This is a genomic window from Escherichia sp. E10V5 (genome assembly GCF_004212315.1).
In the GTDB taxonomy this organism is placed as follows: Bacteria; Pseudomonadota; Gammaproteobacteria; order Enterobacterales; family Enterobacteriaceae; genus Escherichia.
The window spans coordinates 46,837-64,172 of sequence record NZ_RHJM01000020.1; the positions used below are offsets into that span (position 1 = coordinate 46,837).

At 52.5% G+C, this 17,336-nt stretch carries 18 protein-coding genes and 1 tRNA gene; 7 read left to right on the forward strand and 12 right to left on the reverse strand.

Features of this window, described 5'->3' with window-relative positions; translation table 11 throughout:
* A complete protein-coding gene (yejF, locus tag D9738_RS14800; protein ID WP_130260508.1) occupies window positions 1–1,590 on the forward strand; it encodes a microcin C ABC transporter ATP-binding protein YejF in 1,590 nt (529 codons plus the stop codon).
* Window positions 1,591–1,593: 3 nt separating this feature from the next.
* Here yejF and D9738_RS14805 read toward each other — a convergent pair whose 3' ends face one another.
* The 3 genes from D9738_RS14805 to rsuA form a co-directional block, all read right to left on the reverse strand.
* On the reverse strand, window positions 1,594–1,938 hold the full coding sequence (locus D9738_RS14805; protein WP_064526789.1) for a YejG family protein: 345 nt from the start codon (window positions 1,936–1,938) through the stop codon (window positions 1,594–1,596).
* A gap of 332 nt (window positions 1,939–2,270) precedes the next feature.
* The gene (gene bcr, locus D9738_RS14815; RefSeq protein ID WP_054410627.1) at window positions 2,271–3,461 is read right to left on the reverse strand and encodes a multidrug efflux MFS transporter Bcr; all 1,191 of its coding nucleotides are present in this window, start codon (window positions 3,459–3,461) and stop codon (window positions 2,271–2,273) included.
* Window positions 3,462–3,488: 27 nt separating this feature from the next.
* On the reverse strand, window positions 3,489–4,184 hold the full coding sequence (gene rsuA / locus D9738_RS14820; RefSeq protein ID WP_130207114.1) for a 16S rRNA pseudouridine(516) synthase RsuA: 696 nt from the start codon (window positions 4,182–4,184) through the stop codon (window positions 3,489–3,491).
* A 149-nt stretch (window positions 4,185–4,333) separates the two neighbouring features.
* Between rsuA and D9738_RS14825 the strand changes: the two genes are divergently transcribed.
* Window positions 4,334–6,094, forward strand: a complete 1,761-nt coding sequence (locus D9738_RS14825; protein ID WP_130260509.1) for a DEAD/DEAH box helicase — start codon at window positions 4,334–4,336, stop codon at window positions 6,092–6,094.
* 124 nt (window positions 6,095–6,218) lie between these two features.
* Window positions 6,219–6,503 carry a 50S ribosomal protein L25 gene (rplY, locus tag D9738_RS14830; RefSeq protein WP_000494183.1) on the forward strand — a complete coding sequence of 95 codons (285 nt, stop codon included), beginning with the start codon at window positions 6,219–6,221 and terminating at the stop codon, window positions 6,501–6,503.
* Between the two features lie 150 nt (window positions 6,504–6,653).
* Here rplY and yejK read toward each other — a convergent pair whose 3' ends face one another.
* Window positions 6,654–7,661: a nucleoid-associated protein YejK gene (gene yejK, locus D9738_RS14835; RefSeq protein ID WP_130207118.1), complete on the reverse strand. Its 1,008-nt coding sequence runs from the start codon at window positions 7,659–7,661 to the stop codon at window positions 6,654–6,656.
* Between the two features lie 181 nt (window positions 7,662–7,842).
* On the opposite strand from yejK, the gene D9738_RS14840 reads away from it, so the two are divergent.
* The 4 genes from D9738_RS14840 to narP all read left to right on the forward strand — a co-directional run bounded on the left by D9738_RS14840 (window position 7,843) and on the right by narP (window position 10,832).
* The gene (locus D9738_RS14840; protein ID WP_001135667.1) at window positions 7,843–8,070 is read left to right on the forward strand and encodes a YejL family protein; all 228 of its coding nucleotides are present in this window, start codon (window positions 7,843–7,845) and stop codon (window positions 8,068–8,070) included.
* A 19-nt stretch (window positions 8,071–8,089) separates the two neighbouring features.
* The gene (gene yejM, locus D9738_RS14845) at window positions 8,090–9,850 is read left to right on the forward strand and encodes an LPS biosynthesis-modulating metalloenzyme YejM (RefSeq protein ID WP_130260510.1); all 1,761 of its coding nucleotides are present in this window, start codon (window positions 8,090–8,092) and stop codon (window positions 9,848–9,850) included.
* Window positions 9,851–9,924: 74 nt separating this feature from the next.
* A tRNA-Pro gene (locus D9738_RS14850) sits at window positions 9,925–10,001 on the forward strand.
* Between the two features lie 183 nt (window positions 10,002–10,184).
* Window positions 10,185–10,832 carry a nitrate/nitrite response regulator protein NarP gene (gene narP, locus D9738_RS14855; protein ID WP_130260511.1) on the forward strand — a complete coding sequence of 216 codons (648 nt, stop codon included), beginning with the start codon at window positions 10,185–10,187 and terminating at the stop codon, window positions 10,830–10,832.
* Between the two features lie 213 nt (window positions 10,833–11,045).
* On the opposite strand, the gene ccmH is transcribed toward narP, so the two are convergent.
* The 8 genes from ccmH to ccmA are packed head-to-tail and all read right to left on the reverse strand — an operon-like array spanning window position 11,046 to window position 17,332.
* Complete coding sequence (ccmH, locus tag D9738_RS14865; protein ID WP_130260512.1) at window positions 11,046–12,098, reverse strand: cytochrome c-type biogenesis thiol:disulfide oxidoreductase CcmH; 1,053 nt, start codon at window positions 12,096–12,098, stop codon at window positions 11,046–11,048.
* Window positions 12,095–12,652, reverse strand: coding sequence for a thiol:disulfide interchange protein DsbE (gene dsbE, locus D9738_RS14870; RefSeq protein ID WP_033545454.1), 558 nt, complete (start codon window positions 12,650–12,652; stop codon window positions 12,095–12,097). Before dsbE ends, ccmH begins: the two co-directional genes overlap by 4 nt.
* Window positions 12,649–14,592: a cytochrome c-type biogenesis heme lyase CcmF gene (gene ccmF, locus D9738_RS14875; protein WP_130260513.1), complete on the reverse strand. Its 1,944-nt coding sequence runs from the start codon at window positions 14,590–14,592 to the stop codon at window positions 12,649–12,651. Before ccmF ends, dsbE begins: the two co-directional genes overlap by 4 nt.
* Window positions 14,589–15,068, reverse strand: a complete 480-nt coding sequence (gene ccmE, locus D9738_RS14880) for a cytochrome c maturation protein CcmE (protein ID WP_001026416.1) — start codon at window positions 15,066–15,068, stop codon at window positions 14,589–14,591. The genes ccmF and ccmE overlap by 4 nt, the downstream gene beginning before the upstream one ends.
* Window positions 15,065–15,274: a heme exporter protein CcmD gene (gene ccmD, locus D9738_RS14885; protein ID WP_000186540.1), complete on the reverse strand. Its 210-nt coding sequence runs from the start codon at window positions 15,272–15,274 to the stop codon at window positions 15,065–15,067. The genes ccmE and ccmD overlap by 4 nt, the downstream gene beginning before the upstream one ends.
* Window positions 15,271–16,008: a heme exporter protein CcmC gene (gene ccmC, locus D9738_RS14890; protein ID WP_001295447.1), complete on the reverse strand. Its 738-nt coding sequence runs from the start codon at window positions 16,006–16,008 to the stop codon at window positions 15,271–15,273. The genes ccmD and ccmC overlap by 4 nt, the downstream gene beginning before the upstream one ends.
* A gap of 41 nt (window positions 16,009–16,049) precedes the next feature.
* Window positions 16,050–16,712 (reverse strand): heme exporter protein CcmB, encoded by a 663-nt coding sequence (gene ccmB, locus D9738_RS14895; protein WP_000971724.1) that lies wholly within the window; start codon window positions 16,710–16,712, stop codon window positions 16,050–16,052.
* Window positions 16,709–17,332 carry a cytochrome c biogenesis heme-transporting ATPase CcmA gene (ccmA, locus tag D9738_RS14900; RefSeq protein ID WP_240780593.1) on the reverse strand — a complete coding sequence of 208 codons (624 nt, stop codon included), beginning with the start codon at window positions 17,330–17,332 and terminating at the stop codon, window positions 16,709–16,711. Before ccmA ends, ccmB begins: the two co-directional genes overlap by 4 nt.
* Between the last annotated feature and the right edge of the window lie 4 nt (window positions 17,333–17,336).

A 17,336-nucleotide genomic window follows, 5' to 3' on the forward strand; every position in this document is an offset into this window, starting at 1 on the left:
ATGACGCAAACTCTGTTAGCGATTGAAAATTTGTCGGTGGGTTTTCGCCATCAGCAAACTGTTCGTACCGTAGTGAATGATGTTTCACTACACATTGAGGCTGGCGAAACGCTGGCGCTGGTGGGTGAGTCAGGTTCTGGCAAAAGCGTTACCGCGCTGTCAATTTTACGTCTGCTCCCTTCCCCGCCGGTTGAATATCTCTCTGGCGATATCCGTTTTCATGGCGAATCGCTGCTTCATGCCAGCGAGCAAACATTGCGTGGCATACGCGGTAATAAGATTGCCATGATTTTCCAAGAACCGATGGTGTCGTTAAACCCATTGCATACACTGGAAAAGCAGCTTTATGAAGTGCTTTCACTCCACCGCGGAATGCGTCGGGAAGCGGCTCGTGGCGAAATTCTTAACTGCCTTGATCGCGTCGGTATCCGCCAAGTGGCAAAGCGGCTGACAGATTACCCGCATCAGCTCTCCGGCGGTGAACGCCAGCGGGTGATGATTGCGATGGCGCTGTTAACGCGACCAGAATTATTAATTGCCGATGAACCAACCACCGCACTGGACGTCTCTGTCCAGGCGCAGATTTTGCAGCTGTTGCGCGAACTGCAACATGAACTGAATATGGGTATGCTGTTTATTACTCATAACCTCAGTATTGTCAGAAAACTTGCCCACCGCGTGGCGGTAATGCAAAACGGTCGCTGTGTGGAGCAAAATAACGCCGTTACGCTCTTCGCCTCCCCAGAACATCCTTATACGCAAAAGCTACTCAACAGCGAACCGTCAGGCGACCCGGTGCCGTTGCCAGAACCGGCCTCAACGTTGCTTGATGTTGAACAGCTTCAGGTCGCCTTCCCCATTCGCAAAGGGCTACTGAAACGTGTCGTCGATCATAATGTGGTCGTCAAAAACATCAGTTTTACGCTGCGAGCGGGTGAAACGCTGGGCTTAGTAGGCGAGTCTGGTTCCGGTAAAAGCACAACGGGGCTGGCGCTACTGCGGTTGATTAACTCTCAGGGCAACATCGTTTTTGACGGTCAGCCATTACAAAATTTAACTCGTCGCCAGCTATTGCCCATTCGCCATCGCATTCAGGTGGTATTTCAGGATCCAAACTCCTCGCTCAACCCACGACTCAACGTGTTGCAGATTATTGAGGAAGGGTTACGGGTTCACCAACCGACGCTCTCTGCCGTGCAACGCGAAGAACAAGTGATAGCCGTGATGCATGAAGTGGGGTTAGATCCTGAAACGCGCCACCGTTATCCGGCGGAATTCTCGGGTGGTCAGCGGCAACGTATTGCGATTGCCAGGGCATTGATTCTTAAGCCTTCGCTGATCATTCTTGATGAACCGACATCATCGCTCGACAAAACGGTACAAGCGCAAATATTGACGCTATTGAAATCATTGCAACAAAAGCATCAACTGGCCTATTTGTTTATCAGCCATGATTTGCACGTTGTCCGCGCGTTGTGTCATCAGGTTATCGTGCTGCGACAGGGAGAAGTGGTGGAACAAGGACCGTGCGCGCGCGTGTTTGCCGCACCGCAGCAGGAGTATACGCGTCAGCTACTGGCGTTGAGCTGACGCTTAAAATGGATTGTAGTTTGAGAAAGGTTCGGCTATGGCTACACCAAAATTTTTCAGTCGACACGTCGCCGCAAACTCGTCCTGACGATTCACAAACAGACATGGCTCACCTTCGCACTCGAGAACAGAGCACGGAACTTCAATATCGCTTAATGCCTGGCTGAGTTTGTACATCACCGACCATGCGTTATCGCCATCAGGGCTAAGTAATTTAAGCGCCACCAGGCTGTTGTCGCCGCACTGTCCATTTTGCGGAATCGGTTCAACTTTCGAACCTGCGAAACCTGCAGACCAACGATAGTTCTGCGGCAGTCGATGGACGATTGAGAGTTGTAATGAAGTCACTTATTTTCCCCGGAAGCACATTTACTTCACAATTTATTTACATTAATTTTAACACACCATCAACAATCTGTCCTTCAACAGATCGTAAAGATTGATGCCTCGCCTGCGTGGCCGCTATTGTTCTGATTTAAATGATATCTGCGGGCGTGGTCACGTTTGCGGGGCTATATGTACCCGTTTCTGCGATCTAACTCAACCTTTTTAACTACAATGATGTGACTTTTTACATAAATTGAGTTTACATAAAATAAACATATATCGGGGGAATGATAGATTTGCGGTTGACATGCATCAACAAAGGAAGCCTTTTAGCTTCCCCGTTGTGCAATAGATCACCGTTTTTTCGGTCGACTGGCGTAAAGACAGAAGAGAATGGAACTGGTCGCACAGAAAGCAATGGACCAGATCATTGGCCATGCAGAGTTAAACGTCGCCAGCGAAAGCAGTGCGCCAACAATGGCGCCAATACCAAAACGGAAGGTTCCTGCCAGCGACGACGCGGTTCCCGCCATATGGGGGAATTCGTCCAGAATCACCGCCATCGCGTTAGAAGACACCATCGATACGCAGCCCACAAACGCCGCAACGCCAACCACCAGCGACCAGAATCCCAGCCCCAGTAGCGCGCTGATAACCATCCACACCGCCATAATAAATTGTATCCACAACCCCGAGCGGAACATATTTAACGCACCAATACGGCGAACGAAGCGGCTGTTAAAGATGGTCATCACGAACAGGAAAACAATGTTTAGCGCAAAGTAATAACCAAAGTTTTCCGGCGCAACGTGGTTGATTTCAATGTAAACAAACGGTCCGGCGCTTAAGAACGAGAACATCCCGGCAAAGCTGAAACCACTGGCCAGCATATAACTCAGGACACGCTTATGGCGGAACAGCGCAGCAAAGTTACCGATAGTGGTACGAATGTGGAACGGTTGGCGACGCTCCGGCGGTAACGTTTCTTTGATCAGGAAGAAGATCATTGCCGAAGCCAGAATTGCCGCCACAGCGAGGATCCAGAAGATGTAATGCCAGCTCAACCACACCAGCACCCAACCGCCAACAATCGGTGCCATCAACGGTGCAATGGTGGTCACCAGCATGACAAACGACATCATCCGCGAGAACTCTTCTTTCGGGTAGATATCGCGCATCAAAGCGTTGATAACCACGCTGGCCGCAGCCGCCGCCAGACCGTGGAAGAAACGCATCACAATCAGCTGATCGATGGTTTGCGCCAGCGCGCACGCCACCGCCGCCGCGGCAAACACCAGCGTACCACCGAGGACAACCGGCTTGCGCCCGAAGCTATCCGCCATCGGCCCGTAGATTAACTGCCCCAACGCAAAACCCAGAATATAAGTACTCAGGGTCATCTGCGTGCTGCCCGCTGGCACACCAAACTGCGCTGAAATCACTGGCAGCGCGGGCAGATACATATCAATCGACAGCGGCATTAACATGGCCAAAAGGCCAAGAATAAAGACAATAGCAAACGACGAATGCTGTCGAGTGGTCACAACGGGCTCCTGAATAAAATGAAAGTGTTAACCGACGCTGGCAATTTCTTCTGCAGTTAATGGACGATATTCACCTGGGGCTAAATCTTCATCCAGAGTAATACCGCCAATGCGTTCACGATGCAGCTCAACCACGTGGTTACCCACGGCGGCGAACATGCGTTTAACCTGATGATAACGCCCTTCACTGATGGTCAGACGGACCTGCGTAGGGGTAATCACTTCCAGCACCGCTGGCTTAGTGAGATCTTTTTCGTTATGCAGCTGTACGCCTTTAGCAAATTGCTCTGCCGTATCGTCAGCTACGGGTGATTCAAGCGTCACCAGATAGGTCTTCTCGCAATGATGACGCGGAGAAGTAATGCGATGCGACCACTGACCGTCGTCAGTCATCAGCACCAGACCGGTGGTATCAATATCCAACCGCCCCGCCGCGTGCAGTTTCCACGCCACAGGTTCATCCAGAAAATAGAGCACCGTTGGGTGATCCGGGTCATCAGTTGAGCAAACATAGCCCTGGGGCTTGTTGAGCATGAAATAACGCGGGCCGTGTTGCTGCGCCAGCGGATTGCCGTCATAAGCTACATCGTGCTCAGGGAGCAGTTTGAACGCTGCATTGCGGACGATTTCGCCATCGACGGTGACACGATTGCCGCGGATTTCACGCCCGGCAATAGCACGGCTAACACCGAGTTGCTGTGCGATAAATTTATCAAGTCGCATGTGTGTGATTTTGCCTGTAAAAAACGGAGGTCGGGCATAGACCCGAAAATCAGAACTGTTGTCTGCCCAGTATAGCGGTCTAATAACTTCCCTCAAGGGAAAAAGATCCGTGGCATACTATTAGCAGATTAATCTACCTACGCTAAACCATGATTTTTACACTTCGTCCATACCAGCAAGAAGCCGTGGATGCCACGCTCAACCATTTTCGTCGTCATAAAACCCCTGCCGTTATCGTGCTGCCTACCGGAGCAGGTAAAAGCCTGGTGATTGCCGAACTGGCACGGCTGGCGCGTGGTCGAGTTCTGGTGCTGGCACACGTCAAAGAACTGGTGGCGCAGAACCATGCTAAATACCAGGCGTTGGGGCTGGAAGCCGATATTTTTGCCGCCGGGCTAAAACGCAAGGAGAGCCACGGTAAAGTGGTATTTGGCAGCGTGCAATCGGTCGCCCGTAATCTTGATGCCTTTCAGGGTGAATTTTCGCTGTTGATTGTCGATGAATGCCACCGTATTGGTGACGACGAAGAGAGCCAGTATCAGCAAATCCTTTCTCACCTAACAAAAGTGAATCCCCACTTACGCCTGCTTGGGCTGACTGCCACGCCTTTTCGACTGGGCAAAGGCTGGATTTATCAGTTCCATTATCACGGCATGGTACGCGGCGATGAGAAAGCCCTTTTCCGTGACTGCATTTATGAGCTACCGCTGCGTTATATGATTAAACACGGCTATCTGACGCCACCAGAACGGCTGGATATGCCGGTAGTGCAATACGATTTCAGCCGCTTGCAGGCACAGAGTAACGGGCTGTTCAGCGAAGCTGATCTCAACCGCGAGCTGAAAAAACAGCAACGCATTACACCGCACATCATCAGCCAGATTATGGAGTTCGCCGAAAAGCGTAAAGGGGTGATGATTTTCGCCGCGACGGTTGAACACGCAAAAGAGATTGTCGGTTTGCTACCCGCAGAAGATGCTGCACTGATTACTGGCGACACGCCCGGCGCTGAACGCGATGTATTAATTGAAGATTTTAAAGCCCAACGTTTTCGCTATCTGGTCAATGTTGCGGTGCTGACCACCGGATTTGACGCCCCGCACGTCGATCTTATCGCCATTCTGCGCCCTACCGAATCAGTGAGTCTTTACCAACAAATTGTCGGGCGCGGTCTGCGTCTGGCGCCGGGTAAAACAGATTGCTTAATTCTCGATTATGCGGGCAATCCTCATGACCTCTACGCACCGGAAGTTGGTACACCGAAAGGCAAAAGTGACAACGTCCCGGTGCAGGTTTTCTGCCCTGCCTGTGGCTTTGCCAACACCTTTTGGGGCAAAACTACCGCCGATGGGACATTGATTGAACACTTTGGTCGCCGCTGTCAGGGATGGTTTGAAGATAGCGACGGCCATCGCGAACAGTGTGACTTCCGTTTCCGTTTTAAAAATTGTCCGCAATGTAACGCGGAAAACGATATTGCCGCCCGCCGTTGCCGCGAATGTGACACCATTCTGGTTGACCCGGATGATATGTTAAAAGCGGCGCTACGACTGAAAGACGCGCTGGTATTACGCTGTAGCGGCATGTCTTTGCAGCATGGGCACGACGAGAAAGGCGAATGGTTGAAAATCACCTATTACGATGAAGACGGCGCTGATGTGAGTGAGCGTTTCCGTCTGCAAACGCCCGCCCAGCGTACTGCCTTCGAGCAGCTTTTTATCCGCCCACATACGCGTACACCGGGCATCCCTTTGCGCTGGATCACCGCTGCCGATATCCTCGCCCAACAAGCCTTATTGCGCCATCCGGATTTTGTCGTCGCACGAATGAAAGGCCAGTACTGGCAGGTGCGTGAAAAAATATTCGATTACGAAGGTCGTTTTCGGCGGGCGCACGAATTACGCGGTTAATGGTAGTTTTGATTGATGTATAAGGCGATTGAGTATAGAATCTCGCCCGCTTTTGCATACGCAAAGCAGATCACTTACCTGTTGCTGGGTCGCCTGTAGCAGGAATCATTTAAGAGAGAAAGAAATGTTTACTATCAACGCAGAAGTACGTAAAGAGCAGGGTAAGGGTGCGAGCCGCCGCCTGCGTGCCGCTAACAAGTTCCCGGCAATCATCTACGGTGGCAAAGAAGCGCCGCTGGCTATCGAGCTGGATCACGACAAAGTCATGAACATGCAAGCTAAAGCTGAATTCTACAGCGAAGTTCTGACCATCGTTGTTGACGGTAAAGAAATCAAAGTTAAAGCTCAGGACGTACAGCGTCATCCGTACAAACCGAAGCTGCAGCACATCGACTTCGTTCGCGCTTAATCGCTGAATAAGTTGTAAAAAACCCCGCTCCGGCGGGGTTTTTTGTATCTGCAGATTAGCTTCTTTGCAATGCCTGATTACGGCATTGCTATTTTGGGTAGGCCAGATAAGGCGTTCACGCCGCATCTGACATACATAACACAACTCCGATTAATTGCCGCCAGAGGTCCGACGCTGCAATTGATCACGCAGGTTTGGCGGCGTACCTTTAATGGTCAGCGTATCGGTCGCGGGATCCCAGAAGATGCGTTCACCTAACAGCATCGCATCAAAGTTAATGGTCAAGCCACCGCCGCTACCGGCAAACTTCGTCAACTGACGCAGCGTGCTGCGGTCTGCCGGGAAGCTCTCTTCCAGTTCATACCCTTTTTCAGCAGCAAACTCCGTGAAGCTCACTTCGCTGACGCCCGCCAACTCTTTTGACAGCGACTCCAGTTCAATCTCCTCGCCCGCCTGCAATTGCTCATTACAATAGCTATAAACTTGCTGGCGAACGTTCTGCCGTTCTGCTTTATCCAGTTGCGCTTCTGCGGTGAAGTCGTCGACCGCTTGCAACAGACCGCGGTTTTGCGCTTTGGCGTTCAACCCTTCGCTGGCACCGAGGAAATCCATAAAGAAATCGGCGACTTTGCGTCCGACTCGCCCTTTCAGGAAAGTCAGGTAGCGTGTCGATTCCGGATTGGTTTCCCACTCAGTTAAATCAATACGCGCCACAATATCCGCATGATTGATATCAAGATAATGGGTCGGGTTGATGTCGAGATTTTCGTTGACGCGCATACTGCTTAAATTGCTCAGCACGCAAATCAGCAAATACTCAACTGCCAGATAACGATAGTGGCAAAACAGGACGAAACCGCCATCAGCAAATGGATATTTTGCCAATTCGTCACGCAGGCGACCGGTTGCCGCGCGGCTAAATGCCAGAAAGTCCTCTTCGCCCTGACGTTGCAAGCGCAGCGTCTGCGCCAGTTCACTCTCTTCGCTGAACAATCCGTAGGCTTTGTTCTTGGCGCTATAGACCCGATGCAGCTCTGCCACCATCTCAACGACGGTTTCCGTCGGTTCCAGCAATGAATCGCGCAACACCAGCTCAAGGTTCTGCTCATCACGCTTGATAAGCTGGTGCAGAGCAATCTGGTTGATATCCAGACTCATGATAAACTCTCCTTTAAGACCGGGCGGTATTCAACCACCACCGGTAAAGCGACGCAATAAAAGTTGGCGGTCATTTTACAGAAGGCTGCGTAAGGAGAATGATTGAAAGCATAAAAAAGCAGAAAAAAAACCGTTGCTACGGTAATATGTTGCCCTTTCATCAACTAACTGATTTCGATTTATGCCACAAATTTCCCGCTACAGTGATGAACAGGTTGAACAATTGCTCGCAGAGCTGCTCAACGTACTGGAAAAACATAAGGCTCCGACCGACCTTTCCCTGATGGTGTTAGGCAACATGGTCACTAACCTTATCAATACCAGCATTGCCCCGGCTCAACGCCAGGCAATTGCCAACTCTTTTGCCCGCGCTTTGCAGTCCTCGATCAACGAAGACAAAGCGCACTAAGGGAAACAGATAACAGGTTATGGTAACTCATCGTCAGCGCTACCGTGAAAAAGTCTCCCAGATGGTCAGCTGGGGGCACTGGTTTGCACTGTTCAACATTCTGCTCTCACTTGTCATTGGCAGTCGTTACCTGTTTATCGCCGACTGGCCGACAACGCTTGCGGGTCGTATTTATTCCTATGTAAGCATTATCGGCCACTTCAGCTTTCTGGTGTTCGCCACCTACTTGCTGATCCTCTTCCCGCTGACCTTTATCGTCGGCTCACAGAGGCTAATGAGGTTTTTGTCCGTCATTCTGGCCACTGTGGGAATGACGCTGTTACTGATCGACAGCGAAGTCTTTACCCGTTTCCATCTCCATCTTAATCCCATCGTCTGGCAGTTGGTTATCAATCCGGACGAGAATGAGATGGCGCGCGACTGGCAGCTAATGTTTATCAGCGTGCCAGTAATTTTATTGATTGAACTGGTGTTTGCGACGTGGAGCTGGCAAAAGCTGCGCAGTCTGACGCGTCGTCGGCGCTTCGCCCGTCCGCTGGCCGCATTCTTATTTATCGCCTTTATCGCCTCACACATGGTGTATATCTGGGCCGATGCTAACTTCTATCGCCCTATCACCATGCAGCGCGCTAACCTGCCGCTTTCGTACCCGATGACGGCGCGACGTTTTCTTGAGAAGCATGGTCTGCTTGATGCGCAGGAGTATCAACGCCGTCTGATCGAGCAAGGCAATCCAGACGCTGTTTCCGTACAGTATCCGTTAAGCGAATTGCGCTACCGCGATATGGGCACCGGGCAAAATGTGTTGTTGATTACTGTCGATGGCCTGAACTACTCACGCTACGAGAAGCAGATGCCTGCACTGGCGGGTTTTGCCGAACAAAATATTTCGTTCACGCGCCATATGAGTTCAGGCAACGCCACCGACAACGGTATCTTTGGCTTGTTCTATGGCATCTCGCCAAGCTATATGGACGGTATTCTGTCGACCCGTACGCCTGCGGCGTTAATTACCGCGCTCAACCAGCAAGGCTATCAGTTGGGCTTATTCTCGTCAGATGGCTTTACCAGTCCACTGTATCGCCAGGCATTGTTGTCAGACTTCTCGATGCCGAGCGTACATACACAATCCGATGAGCAGACCGCCACGCAGTGGATCAACTGGCTTGGCCGCTACGCGCAAGAAGATAACCGCTGGTTCTCTTGGGTATCTTTCAATGGCACCAATATTGACGACAGCAATCAGCAAGCATTTGCCCGGAAATATAGCCGCGCAGCTGGTAATGTCGATGACCAGATCAATCGCGTCCTGAATGCGTTACGTGAATCCGGGAAACTGGACAACACGGTGGTGATTATCACTGCTGGTCGCGGCATTCCGCTGAGCGAAGATGAAGAAACCTTTGACTGGTCACGTGGCCATCTTCAGGTGCCATTAGTCATTCACTGGCCAGGCACACCGGCACAGCGTATTAATGCCCTGACCGATCATACTGATCTTATGACCACGCTGATGCAACGCCTGCTACACGTCAGCACGCCTGCCAGCGAATACTCACAAGGTCAGGACTTGTTCAACCCTGAGCGCCGTCATTACTGGGTAACAGCCGCGGATAACGATACGCTGGCAATTACCACACCGAAAATGACGCTAGTACTGAACAATAACGGTAAATACCGCACTTACAACTTACGTGGTGAAAGAGTGAGAGACGAAAAACCACAGTTGAGTTTGTTATTGCAGGTGCTGACAGACGAGAAGCGTTTTATCGCTAACTGATTAATTATAAATCAGTTAGCAAAATATCTTACTTGCAATCGGTGTGGAAAACGGTAGTATAAGCAGCCACGAGTCGGCACGTAGCGCAGCCTGGTAGCGCACCGTCATGGGGTGTCGGGGGTCGGAGGTTCAAATCCTCTCGTGCCGACCAAAAATCCCAAGAAAACCAACCGCAAAGGTTGGTTTTTTTATATCTACGTCAATCCCCCTCTACCCACACTTACAGTTTTCACTACATGCCCATACATAAAATGGGGTAACATTCACGCGCCTGGTAGCGTTACCAACGCTACGCTCAAACATAATGATTCTAATAAAACCTCAGGAGACTACTATGCCTGAAGCAACGCCTTTTCAGGTGCTGATTGTGGATGATCATCCACTTATGCGACGCGGTGTTCGTCAGTTACTGGAGCTTGACCCTGGCTTTGAAGTGGTCGCCGAAGCAGGCGACGGCGCTAGTGCTATCGATCTGGCGAATAGACTGGATATCGACGTGATCTTGCTGGATCTCAATATGAAAGGTATGAGTGGCCTGGATACCCTCAATGCCTTGCGCAGGGATGGCGTTACCGCGCAAATTATTATCCTGACTGTTTCAGATGCCTCCAGCGATATCTTTGCATTGATAGACGCAGGCGCTGACGGTTATCTGTTGAAAGATAGCGATCCGGAAGTGTTGCTGGAAGCGATTCGCGCCGGAGCAAAAGGTAGCAAAGTCTTTAGTGAACGCGTCAGTCAGTACTTACGCGAGCGTGAAATGTTTGGCGCTGAAGAAGACCCCTTCAGCGTGCTAACGGAGCGTGAATTAGATGTTCTGCACGAACTGGCACAAGGACTGTCCAATAAGCAGATCGCTTCGGTACTGAATATTTCTGAGCAGACGGTAAAAGTCCATATCCGCAATCTGCTGCGTAAACTCAACGTCCGCTCACGCGTGGCGGCCACCATTCTGTTCCTGCAAAAACGCGGGGCGCAATAAAAAAATAGCCCGATGGATTTACCATCGGGCTGATATTGATGACAAACGCAACACTGCCTGATGCGCTACGCTTATCAGGCCTACACGGATCGAGCAATGTATTGAATTCGCACGATTTTGTAGACTGGATAAGGCGTTTACGCCGCATCCGGAATAAACAAAACGCACTTTGTCATCAGTCTGGCCCCGATGGCATCACCATCGGGCTTCTTCTTATTTACTTTCGTGTGGTGATAAATGCTGCATCGCCTGCGCGATACTGCGTTCAATCACCGCACGGCGAGTATCGTTAGCAGGCAGCATTTTTAACATCATCTCCCACGCGGCAACGGCTTCGCCAAATCGCTGCTGCTCAAAGGCATTAAATGCATACATACTTAACACACGAATATTGCTGTGGTCCGTTCTCACCAACTGGCGTAGCAGTTCGCCGCCAAGGCGGTTGTCGTTGGGATCAGATGAACGTGTCAACGCTTCCGCGTATCCGAGTGCGGCATCGCTGTTTTTCGGATCGAGGCGATACGCAGTAGCGTATGCATCGGTCGCGATACTGGCGTTACCCAGCGCCATCCCAACGCGGCCCAACATAATCCAGCCTTCTATATCTCCCGGATTTTTTTGCAGTTGAGTACGCATTCCAAGTGCAAGGCGCGACATCTCTTCTTCATTGAGTGGATCGGCTTTCGGATCCAGCGCCCTGTCCAGCAATGCCGGAGCCTGCGCAGTGGCCTGCTGCCAGATTTTTACCTGCTGATAATTGCCAGTCTGGTAGTAGCCGACGCCTGCCACAATCAACGCCACAACAATCCCCGGCAGGTAAACAGCAAATCCGGCACGCTTACCTTCCGGCACGCTTTGTTCAGGAAACTCCTCCACCGCCAGCCGTACACGCCGCCGCGAGCGGGCATAAATAACCCAACCGCCGATACCAATAGCCACCACTGGCAGCACCCACAGCAGCACGGTCAGCGGCGTTAACGGCGGATCGTAAGTAACGAAGTTGCCGTAACGCGCCACCATATAATCGACAATCTCCTGCTTGCTTTTACCTTCCTGCATCAGTTCGTACACTTTCTGGCGCAGGTCGGTGGCAATCATCGAGTTAGAATCGGCAATGCTGTTGTTCTGGCATTTCGGGCAGCGCAGTTCTTCAGTGAGCTGACGGAACTGTTGTTCCTGTGCTTCATCCTTAAACTGCAACACGTCAATGGTTGCCAGCGCAGAGCCGGAGATCATCAGCATCAGCACACCCAATAAAAACCTCATTGTGCGGCCTCCTTACTGTATTTCTCCCACAGCGGCTTGATCTCTTCTTCCCAGACGCGAGGATTGAGATCGCCCGCATGGCGATAGCGAATGATGCCGTTGCCGTCAATAAGGAACGTTTCTGGCGCGCCATAGACACCGAGATCCAGCCCTAACATGCCGTCGCCATCAAACAGGCTTAGCGCGTAAGGATTGCCCAGCTCTTTCAGCCAGCTAATCGCTTTCTGGCGATCGTCTTTATAGTTCATGCCGACCACGCGGATACCCTGCGCAGAAAGCTGATTCAGATATTGATGTTCCGCACGGCAGGTCGGACACCAGGTCGCCCAGACATTAAGCAGCACCGGTTTGCCCTGAGTCAGCACATCTGCCTGATAAAACTGCCCCGGATTGTCCAGTGATTCGAGGCGAAATTTCGGCACAGGCTTGCCAATCAGCGCCGATTCCAGATTGGTCGGATCATCCCCTTCGGCATTACGCGCCAGCTGCCACAGCAGCGCCGCGGCAATCGCCAGGAAGATAATCAAAGGAAGTAACAATACTTTACGCTTCATACAGCCTCCGGCGCAGTTTTTTGCGGACTTACGCGCTTACGATAGCGAGGATCAAACAGGCACAGCAGCCCGCCCAACGCCATCATCAGCCCGCCCGCCCAAATCCAGCGAACAAACGGTTTGTAGTAAAGACGCACAGCCCACGCGCCGTTTTCCAGCTCTTCACCGAGCGCGGCGTACAGATCACGAGTGATGCCGCCGTCAATCGCCGCTTCGGTCATCATCGACCCGGCAGTGTTGTAATAACGTTTTTCCGCATACAGCACCGTTTCCGGCTTGCCATCTCGCGTTACGCCGATAGTCGCCACACCGCCACGCCAGTTCGGGCCAGTCACCTCTTTGACATCACGGAAGGTGAAGCGATATTCATGAATATCGACGCTATCGCCGGACTTCATGCGCACATCACGCTCAACGCTATAGTTCTGGCTAAAAGCAATGCCAACAATTGTCACTGCCAGCCCCAGGTGAGCCGCCACCATCCCCCAATAACTGAAGGTGGTTTTCGTGCCGCGTGAAATACGCAGCGCAGCTTCGGCAATTGCCAGCACCGCAATCCAGCAGGCCATTGCCAGGCCGAGCACCGTCATCGCCACAACTTTGCTTTCGAACAGCCACGGCAACAGCAGCGACAGCACCAGCGTAGAGAAGAAGGCGATAATCAATAAATTGCGGATTTTACGCGGGCGATCGCGCCCCCAACGCACCAGCGGACCAATGCCCAGCACCAGTGCAAATGGCACCATCAGCCAGGTAAACATGCTGTTAAAGAACGGTTCGCCAATCGAAATGCTGCCCAGTCCCAGTTGCTTGTGCACCAGCGGTAGCAGCGTCCCCAGCAATACCACCAGCATCGCGGCGACCAGCAAAACGTTGTTCGCTAACAGCAGAGATTCCCGCGACCACAGCGCATTGTTCACCCGTGAACGGACTTTGTGTCCACGGGCAGCAAACAGCAGCAGCGAACCGCCAATCACCAGTACCATAAAGGCGAGAATGAACATGCCGCGCGCCGGATCCGAGGCAAACGCGTGTACCGATACCAGCACGCCGGAGCGCACCAGGAAAGTCCCCAGCAGACACAGCGAGAAGGCACTGATTGCCAGCAGTAATGTCCACGCTTTGAAACTGGCGCGTTGTTCAGTGACCGCCAGCGAGTGCATCAGCGCAGTACCCACCAGCCATGGCATAAACGAGGCATTTTCTACCGGATCCCAGAACCACCAGCCGCCCCAGCCGAGTTCGTAATAGGCCCACGCGGAACCGAGTACGATGCCGAGCGTCAGGAAGATCCACGCTGCCAGCGTCCACGGACGAGTAAAACGTGCATAAGTGCTGTCCAGACGCCCACTCAGCAAAGAAGCAATGGCAAAAGCAAATGCCACCGAGAAACCAACGTAGCCCATATAAAGCAGAGGCGGATGGAAGATCAGCCCCGGATCCTGCAACAACGGGTTAAGATCGCGCCCCTCAATCGGGAAGTTCGGCAATGTGCGAGAGAACGGGTTAGAGGTAAAGAGAATGAACAGCAAAAAGCCGACGCTGACCATGCCCATTACCGCCAGTACGCGCGCCACAATATCCAGCGGAATACGCTGGCTAAAAATCGCTACCGCAAACGTCCAGCCGCTCATCAGCAGCACCCACAGCAGTAGCGAGCCTTCATGCGCGCCCCAGGTAGCCGCCACGCGATACCACACCGGAAGCTGGGTATTGGAATTACTGGCAACATAGGTGACGGTAAAATCGTTGACCACGAAGGCGTTAACCAGCACCAGAAACGCGCCAGCCACGCACATAAACAGCAGCCAGGCAAACAGCCGGGAGGAGGCCATCATCCGTGCATCACCACGCGCCACACCCCATAGCGGATAAACAGACAGCAAAAGTGCAATCCCTAACGCCAGGCACAGCAGTCCGTTACCAATTTCTGGCATCATGATGCGGGATCCTTATAAGCACTTGCCGGGCGACGGTGGTTAGCCTCCATCGCTTTCTCAACTTCTGGCGGCGTGTAGTTTTCGTCGTGTTTCGCCAGCACTTCTTTCGCGAGGATATGATTGCCTTTTTCCAGCTCGCCCTGAACCACAACGCCCTGCCCTTCACGGAACAGATCCGGCAAAATGCCTTCGTAAGAGACATCTACTGAACCTTCAGCGTCGTAAATGGTGAAAGTTACTTTTAGCGAATTGGGATCGCGCTGCACACTCCCCGGCATCACCATCCCGCCAACGCGCAGACGCTGACCGACTTCCGGCATCTGCTGAGTTTCACGCTTACCGTAGAGAATTTCTCCCGGTGTATAAAAGAGATCGATATTAGAGCGCAGCGCATACAGCACCAGACCGATGGTCAGCGCCAAACCTGCCAACACGGCGCAGGCAATCCACAAACGATTTTTACGGCGAATATTCATGCAGCCTCCTGCTGTTGCGCAGCACGTAAACGCGCCTCACGCGCCCGCTGTTGCGCCACGCCACGCAGAATTGCGCGATGCTGCATCACCGAGTGCACGACCAAAACCACCAGCGGAATCACGGTCATCACCACCGCCAACCAGACAAAAAAGGCGTAACCGCCCATTGCGAAAAATTCATTCCAGGAAGCAAATGCAGGGGTCATTTACGGCCTCTTTTCAGTATCAGTTCACTCACCCACGGACGGCGTTTTTCCATCAGCAAAATCAAATTACGCATCCGCATCAGCGTCAGCGTGGCAGACAGCAGAAGGAAGCCAAAAATCGACCAGCGCAGCGGCGAACGCATTGCCGGATCGATACTTTGCTGCATCCGCGTTGATCCCTGATGTAGGGTGTTCCACCACTCCACGGAATAATGAATAATCGGCAGGTTCACCACGCCAATTAGCACCAGAATACCTGCCGCACGGCCCGCCAGACGGCGGTCGTCGAAGGCGTGCCATAGGGCAATCACACCCACATACAAAAACAGCAGCACCAGTTCAGAAGTCAGACGCGCGTCCCATACCCACCAAGTACCCCACATCGGTTTTCCCCATGCGGAGCCAGTAACCAGGGCAATAAAAGTAAATACCGCGCCAATAGGCGCCATCGCCGCGACCGCCAGGTTAGCCATTTTCATCTGCCAGACAAGACCGATGAACGCCGCTACCGCCATCGAGGCATAAATACCCATCGACCAGATTGCCGCAGGCACATGTAGATAAATAATGCGATAGCTATTTCCTTGCTGATAATCCGCCGGAGCAAAGCCGAATCCCCAGATCCAGCCGACGGTGAGCACGACCACACTGGCGATTGCCAGCCACGGTATAAACCAGCCACAGATTTGATATAACCGTGGAGGGATCGCCAGTTGATGTAGTGTTTTCCACATAATTTCGATACCAGACTCGAACAAAAATCAGTAATCCAGCGTTATTGAATGCTGATTCGTAACGCTGCCGCCGTCGCAAAAGGACTTAATGTCGCGGTGCCAGCCAGCAACGCGCCTAAAATTGCCAGATACCCGTCCACGGGCAAATGCATCGAAGCCGCGTCCATCGCAGCGGTGGCAAAGATGAGTAAGGGGATGGTGAGTGGTAACACGAGAATGCTGAGTAGCACTCCACCGCGCTTAAGTCCGACCGTCAGCGCCACGCCTGGCGCACCAAGAAAGCCAAGCGTGGGGGTTCCCAACAACAGCGTTAGCGCCATCACTTGCCAACCGTACACGTCCATTCCCAGTAGCAATGCCACCAGTGGTGAGAGAATGAGCAGAGGCAAACCTGTCACCATCCAGTGCGCCATCACCTTCGCCAGCACAACGGCGGGCAAGGGTAATGGCAACAACATCAGTTGTTCAAGACTGCCGTCCTGCAAATCGTCACGAAACAGTCGCTCCAGCGCCAGCAAAGAGGAAAGCAGCGCCGCCACCCAGATAATGCCCGGTGCAATCCTCGCCAGCAATTGCGGCTCCGGACCGATACTAAGTGGAAAAAGGGTAATAACAATCAGGAAGAACCACAGCGGGTTAGCGATTTCGGCGCTATGGCGAAACGCCACGCGCAGCTCAAGACGGAAAATGCGCCAGAACATCATGCGCCCCTTGTATGCGTCAGAGAAATGCGGCGGATTTTACTTTCAGCAACGTTGAGCGGCTGGTGGGTGGTCAGAATCACAATTCCCCCCTGCTCCGTATGCTGCGCCATGCGCTGGGTCAGACGATCGACGCCGTTGACGTCAATCGCGGTAAAAGGTTCGTCGAGGATCCACAACGTAGCGCGGGTCAGCCATAATCGCGCCAGCGCGACGCGGCGTTGTTGCCCGGCAGAGAGCTGGTTTACGGGAATATCTTCGAATCCGGCAAGCCCGGCCTGCGCCAGGGCGTCCAGACATTGTGCGGTATCACCGTCACGGTGATAGAAATGCAGATTTTCTAACGCCGTCAGCCGGGTTTTAATCCCCGGCTGATGGCCTATCCATAACAGGTTTTGATGGTAGCTATCGCGTACCTGATGCAAGGGCTGCCCTTGCCAGAGAACGTCTCCCGCATCAGGGCGAGACAATCCGGTCAGCAGACGAAGAAGCGTTGTCTTCCCCGCGCCGTTGCTGCCGGTGATTTGTACCCACTCTCCTGCGTTCAGCGTAAATGACAAACCACTAAACAAGGTTCGTTCATCCCGCTCGCAGAGCAATTCTCTGGCTTCAAGCATCCCCACGCAA

What these genes read in the sequence shown, in the direction of transcription:
- yejF (WP_130260508.1), top strand. Translation starts at nt 1, where the DNA reads ATGACGCAAACTCTGTTAGCGATTGAAAATTTGTCGGTGGGTTTTCGC.
- rsuA (WP_130207114.1), bottom strand. Translation starts at nt 4,184, where the DNA reads ATGCGACTTGATAAATTTATCGCACAGCAACTCGGTGTTAGCCGTGCT.
- D9738_RS14825 (WP_130260509.1), top strand. Translation starts at nt 4,334, where the DNA reads ATGATTTTTACACTTCGTCCATACCAGCAAGAAGCCGTGGATGCCACG.
- rplY (WP_000494183.1), top strand. Translation starts at nt 6,219, where the DNA reads ATGTTTACTATCAACGCAGAAGTACGTAAAGAGCAGGGTAAGGGTGCG.
- yejK (WP_130207118.1), bottom strand. Translation starts at nt 7,661, where the DNA reads ATGAGTCTGGATATCAACCAGATTGCTCTGCACCAGCTTATCAAGCGT.
- D9738_RS14840 (WP_001135667.1), top strand. Translation starts at nt 7,843, where the DNA reads ATGCCACAAATTTCCCGCTACAGTGATGAACAGGTTGAACAATTGCTC.
- yejM (WP_130260510.1), top strand. Translation starts at nt 8,090, where the DNA reads ATGGTAACTCATCGTCAGCGCTACCGTGAAAAAGTCTCCCAGATGGTC.
- narP (WP_130260511.1), top strand. Translation starts at nt 10,185, where the DNA reads ATGCCTGAAGCAACGCCTTTTCAGGTGCTGATTGTGGATGATCATCCA.
- ccmH (WP_130260512.1), bottom strand. Translation starts at nt 12,098, where the DNA reads ATGAGGTTTTTATTGGGTGTGCTGATGCTGATGATCTCCGGCTCTGCG.
- dsbE (WP_033545454.1), bottom strand. Translation starts at nt 12,652, where the DNA reads ATGAAGCGTAAAGTATTGTTACTTCCTTTGATTATCTTCCTGGCGATT.
- ccmF (WP_130260513.1), bottom strand. Translation starts at nt 14,592, where the DNA reads ATGATGCCAGAAATTGGTAACGGACTGCTGTGCCTGGCGTTAGGGATT.
- ccmE (WP_001026416.1), bottom strand. Translation starts at nt 15,068, where the DNA reads ATGAATATTCGCCGTAAAAATCGTTTGTGGATTGCCTGCGCCGTGTTG.
- ccmD (WP_000186540.1), bottom strand. Translation starts at nt 15,274, where the DNA reads ATGACCCCTGCATTTGCTTCCTGGAATGAATTTTTCGCAATGGGCGGT.
- ccmC (WP_001295447.1), bottom strand. Translation starts at nt 16,008, where the DNA reads ATGTGGAAAACACTACATCAACTGGCGATCCCTCCACGGTTATATCAA.
- ccmB (WP_000971724.1), bottom strand. Translation starts at nt 16,712, where the DNA reads ATGATGTTCTGGCGCATTTTCCGTCTTGAGCTGCGCGTGGCGTTTCGC.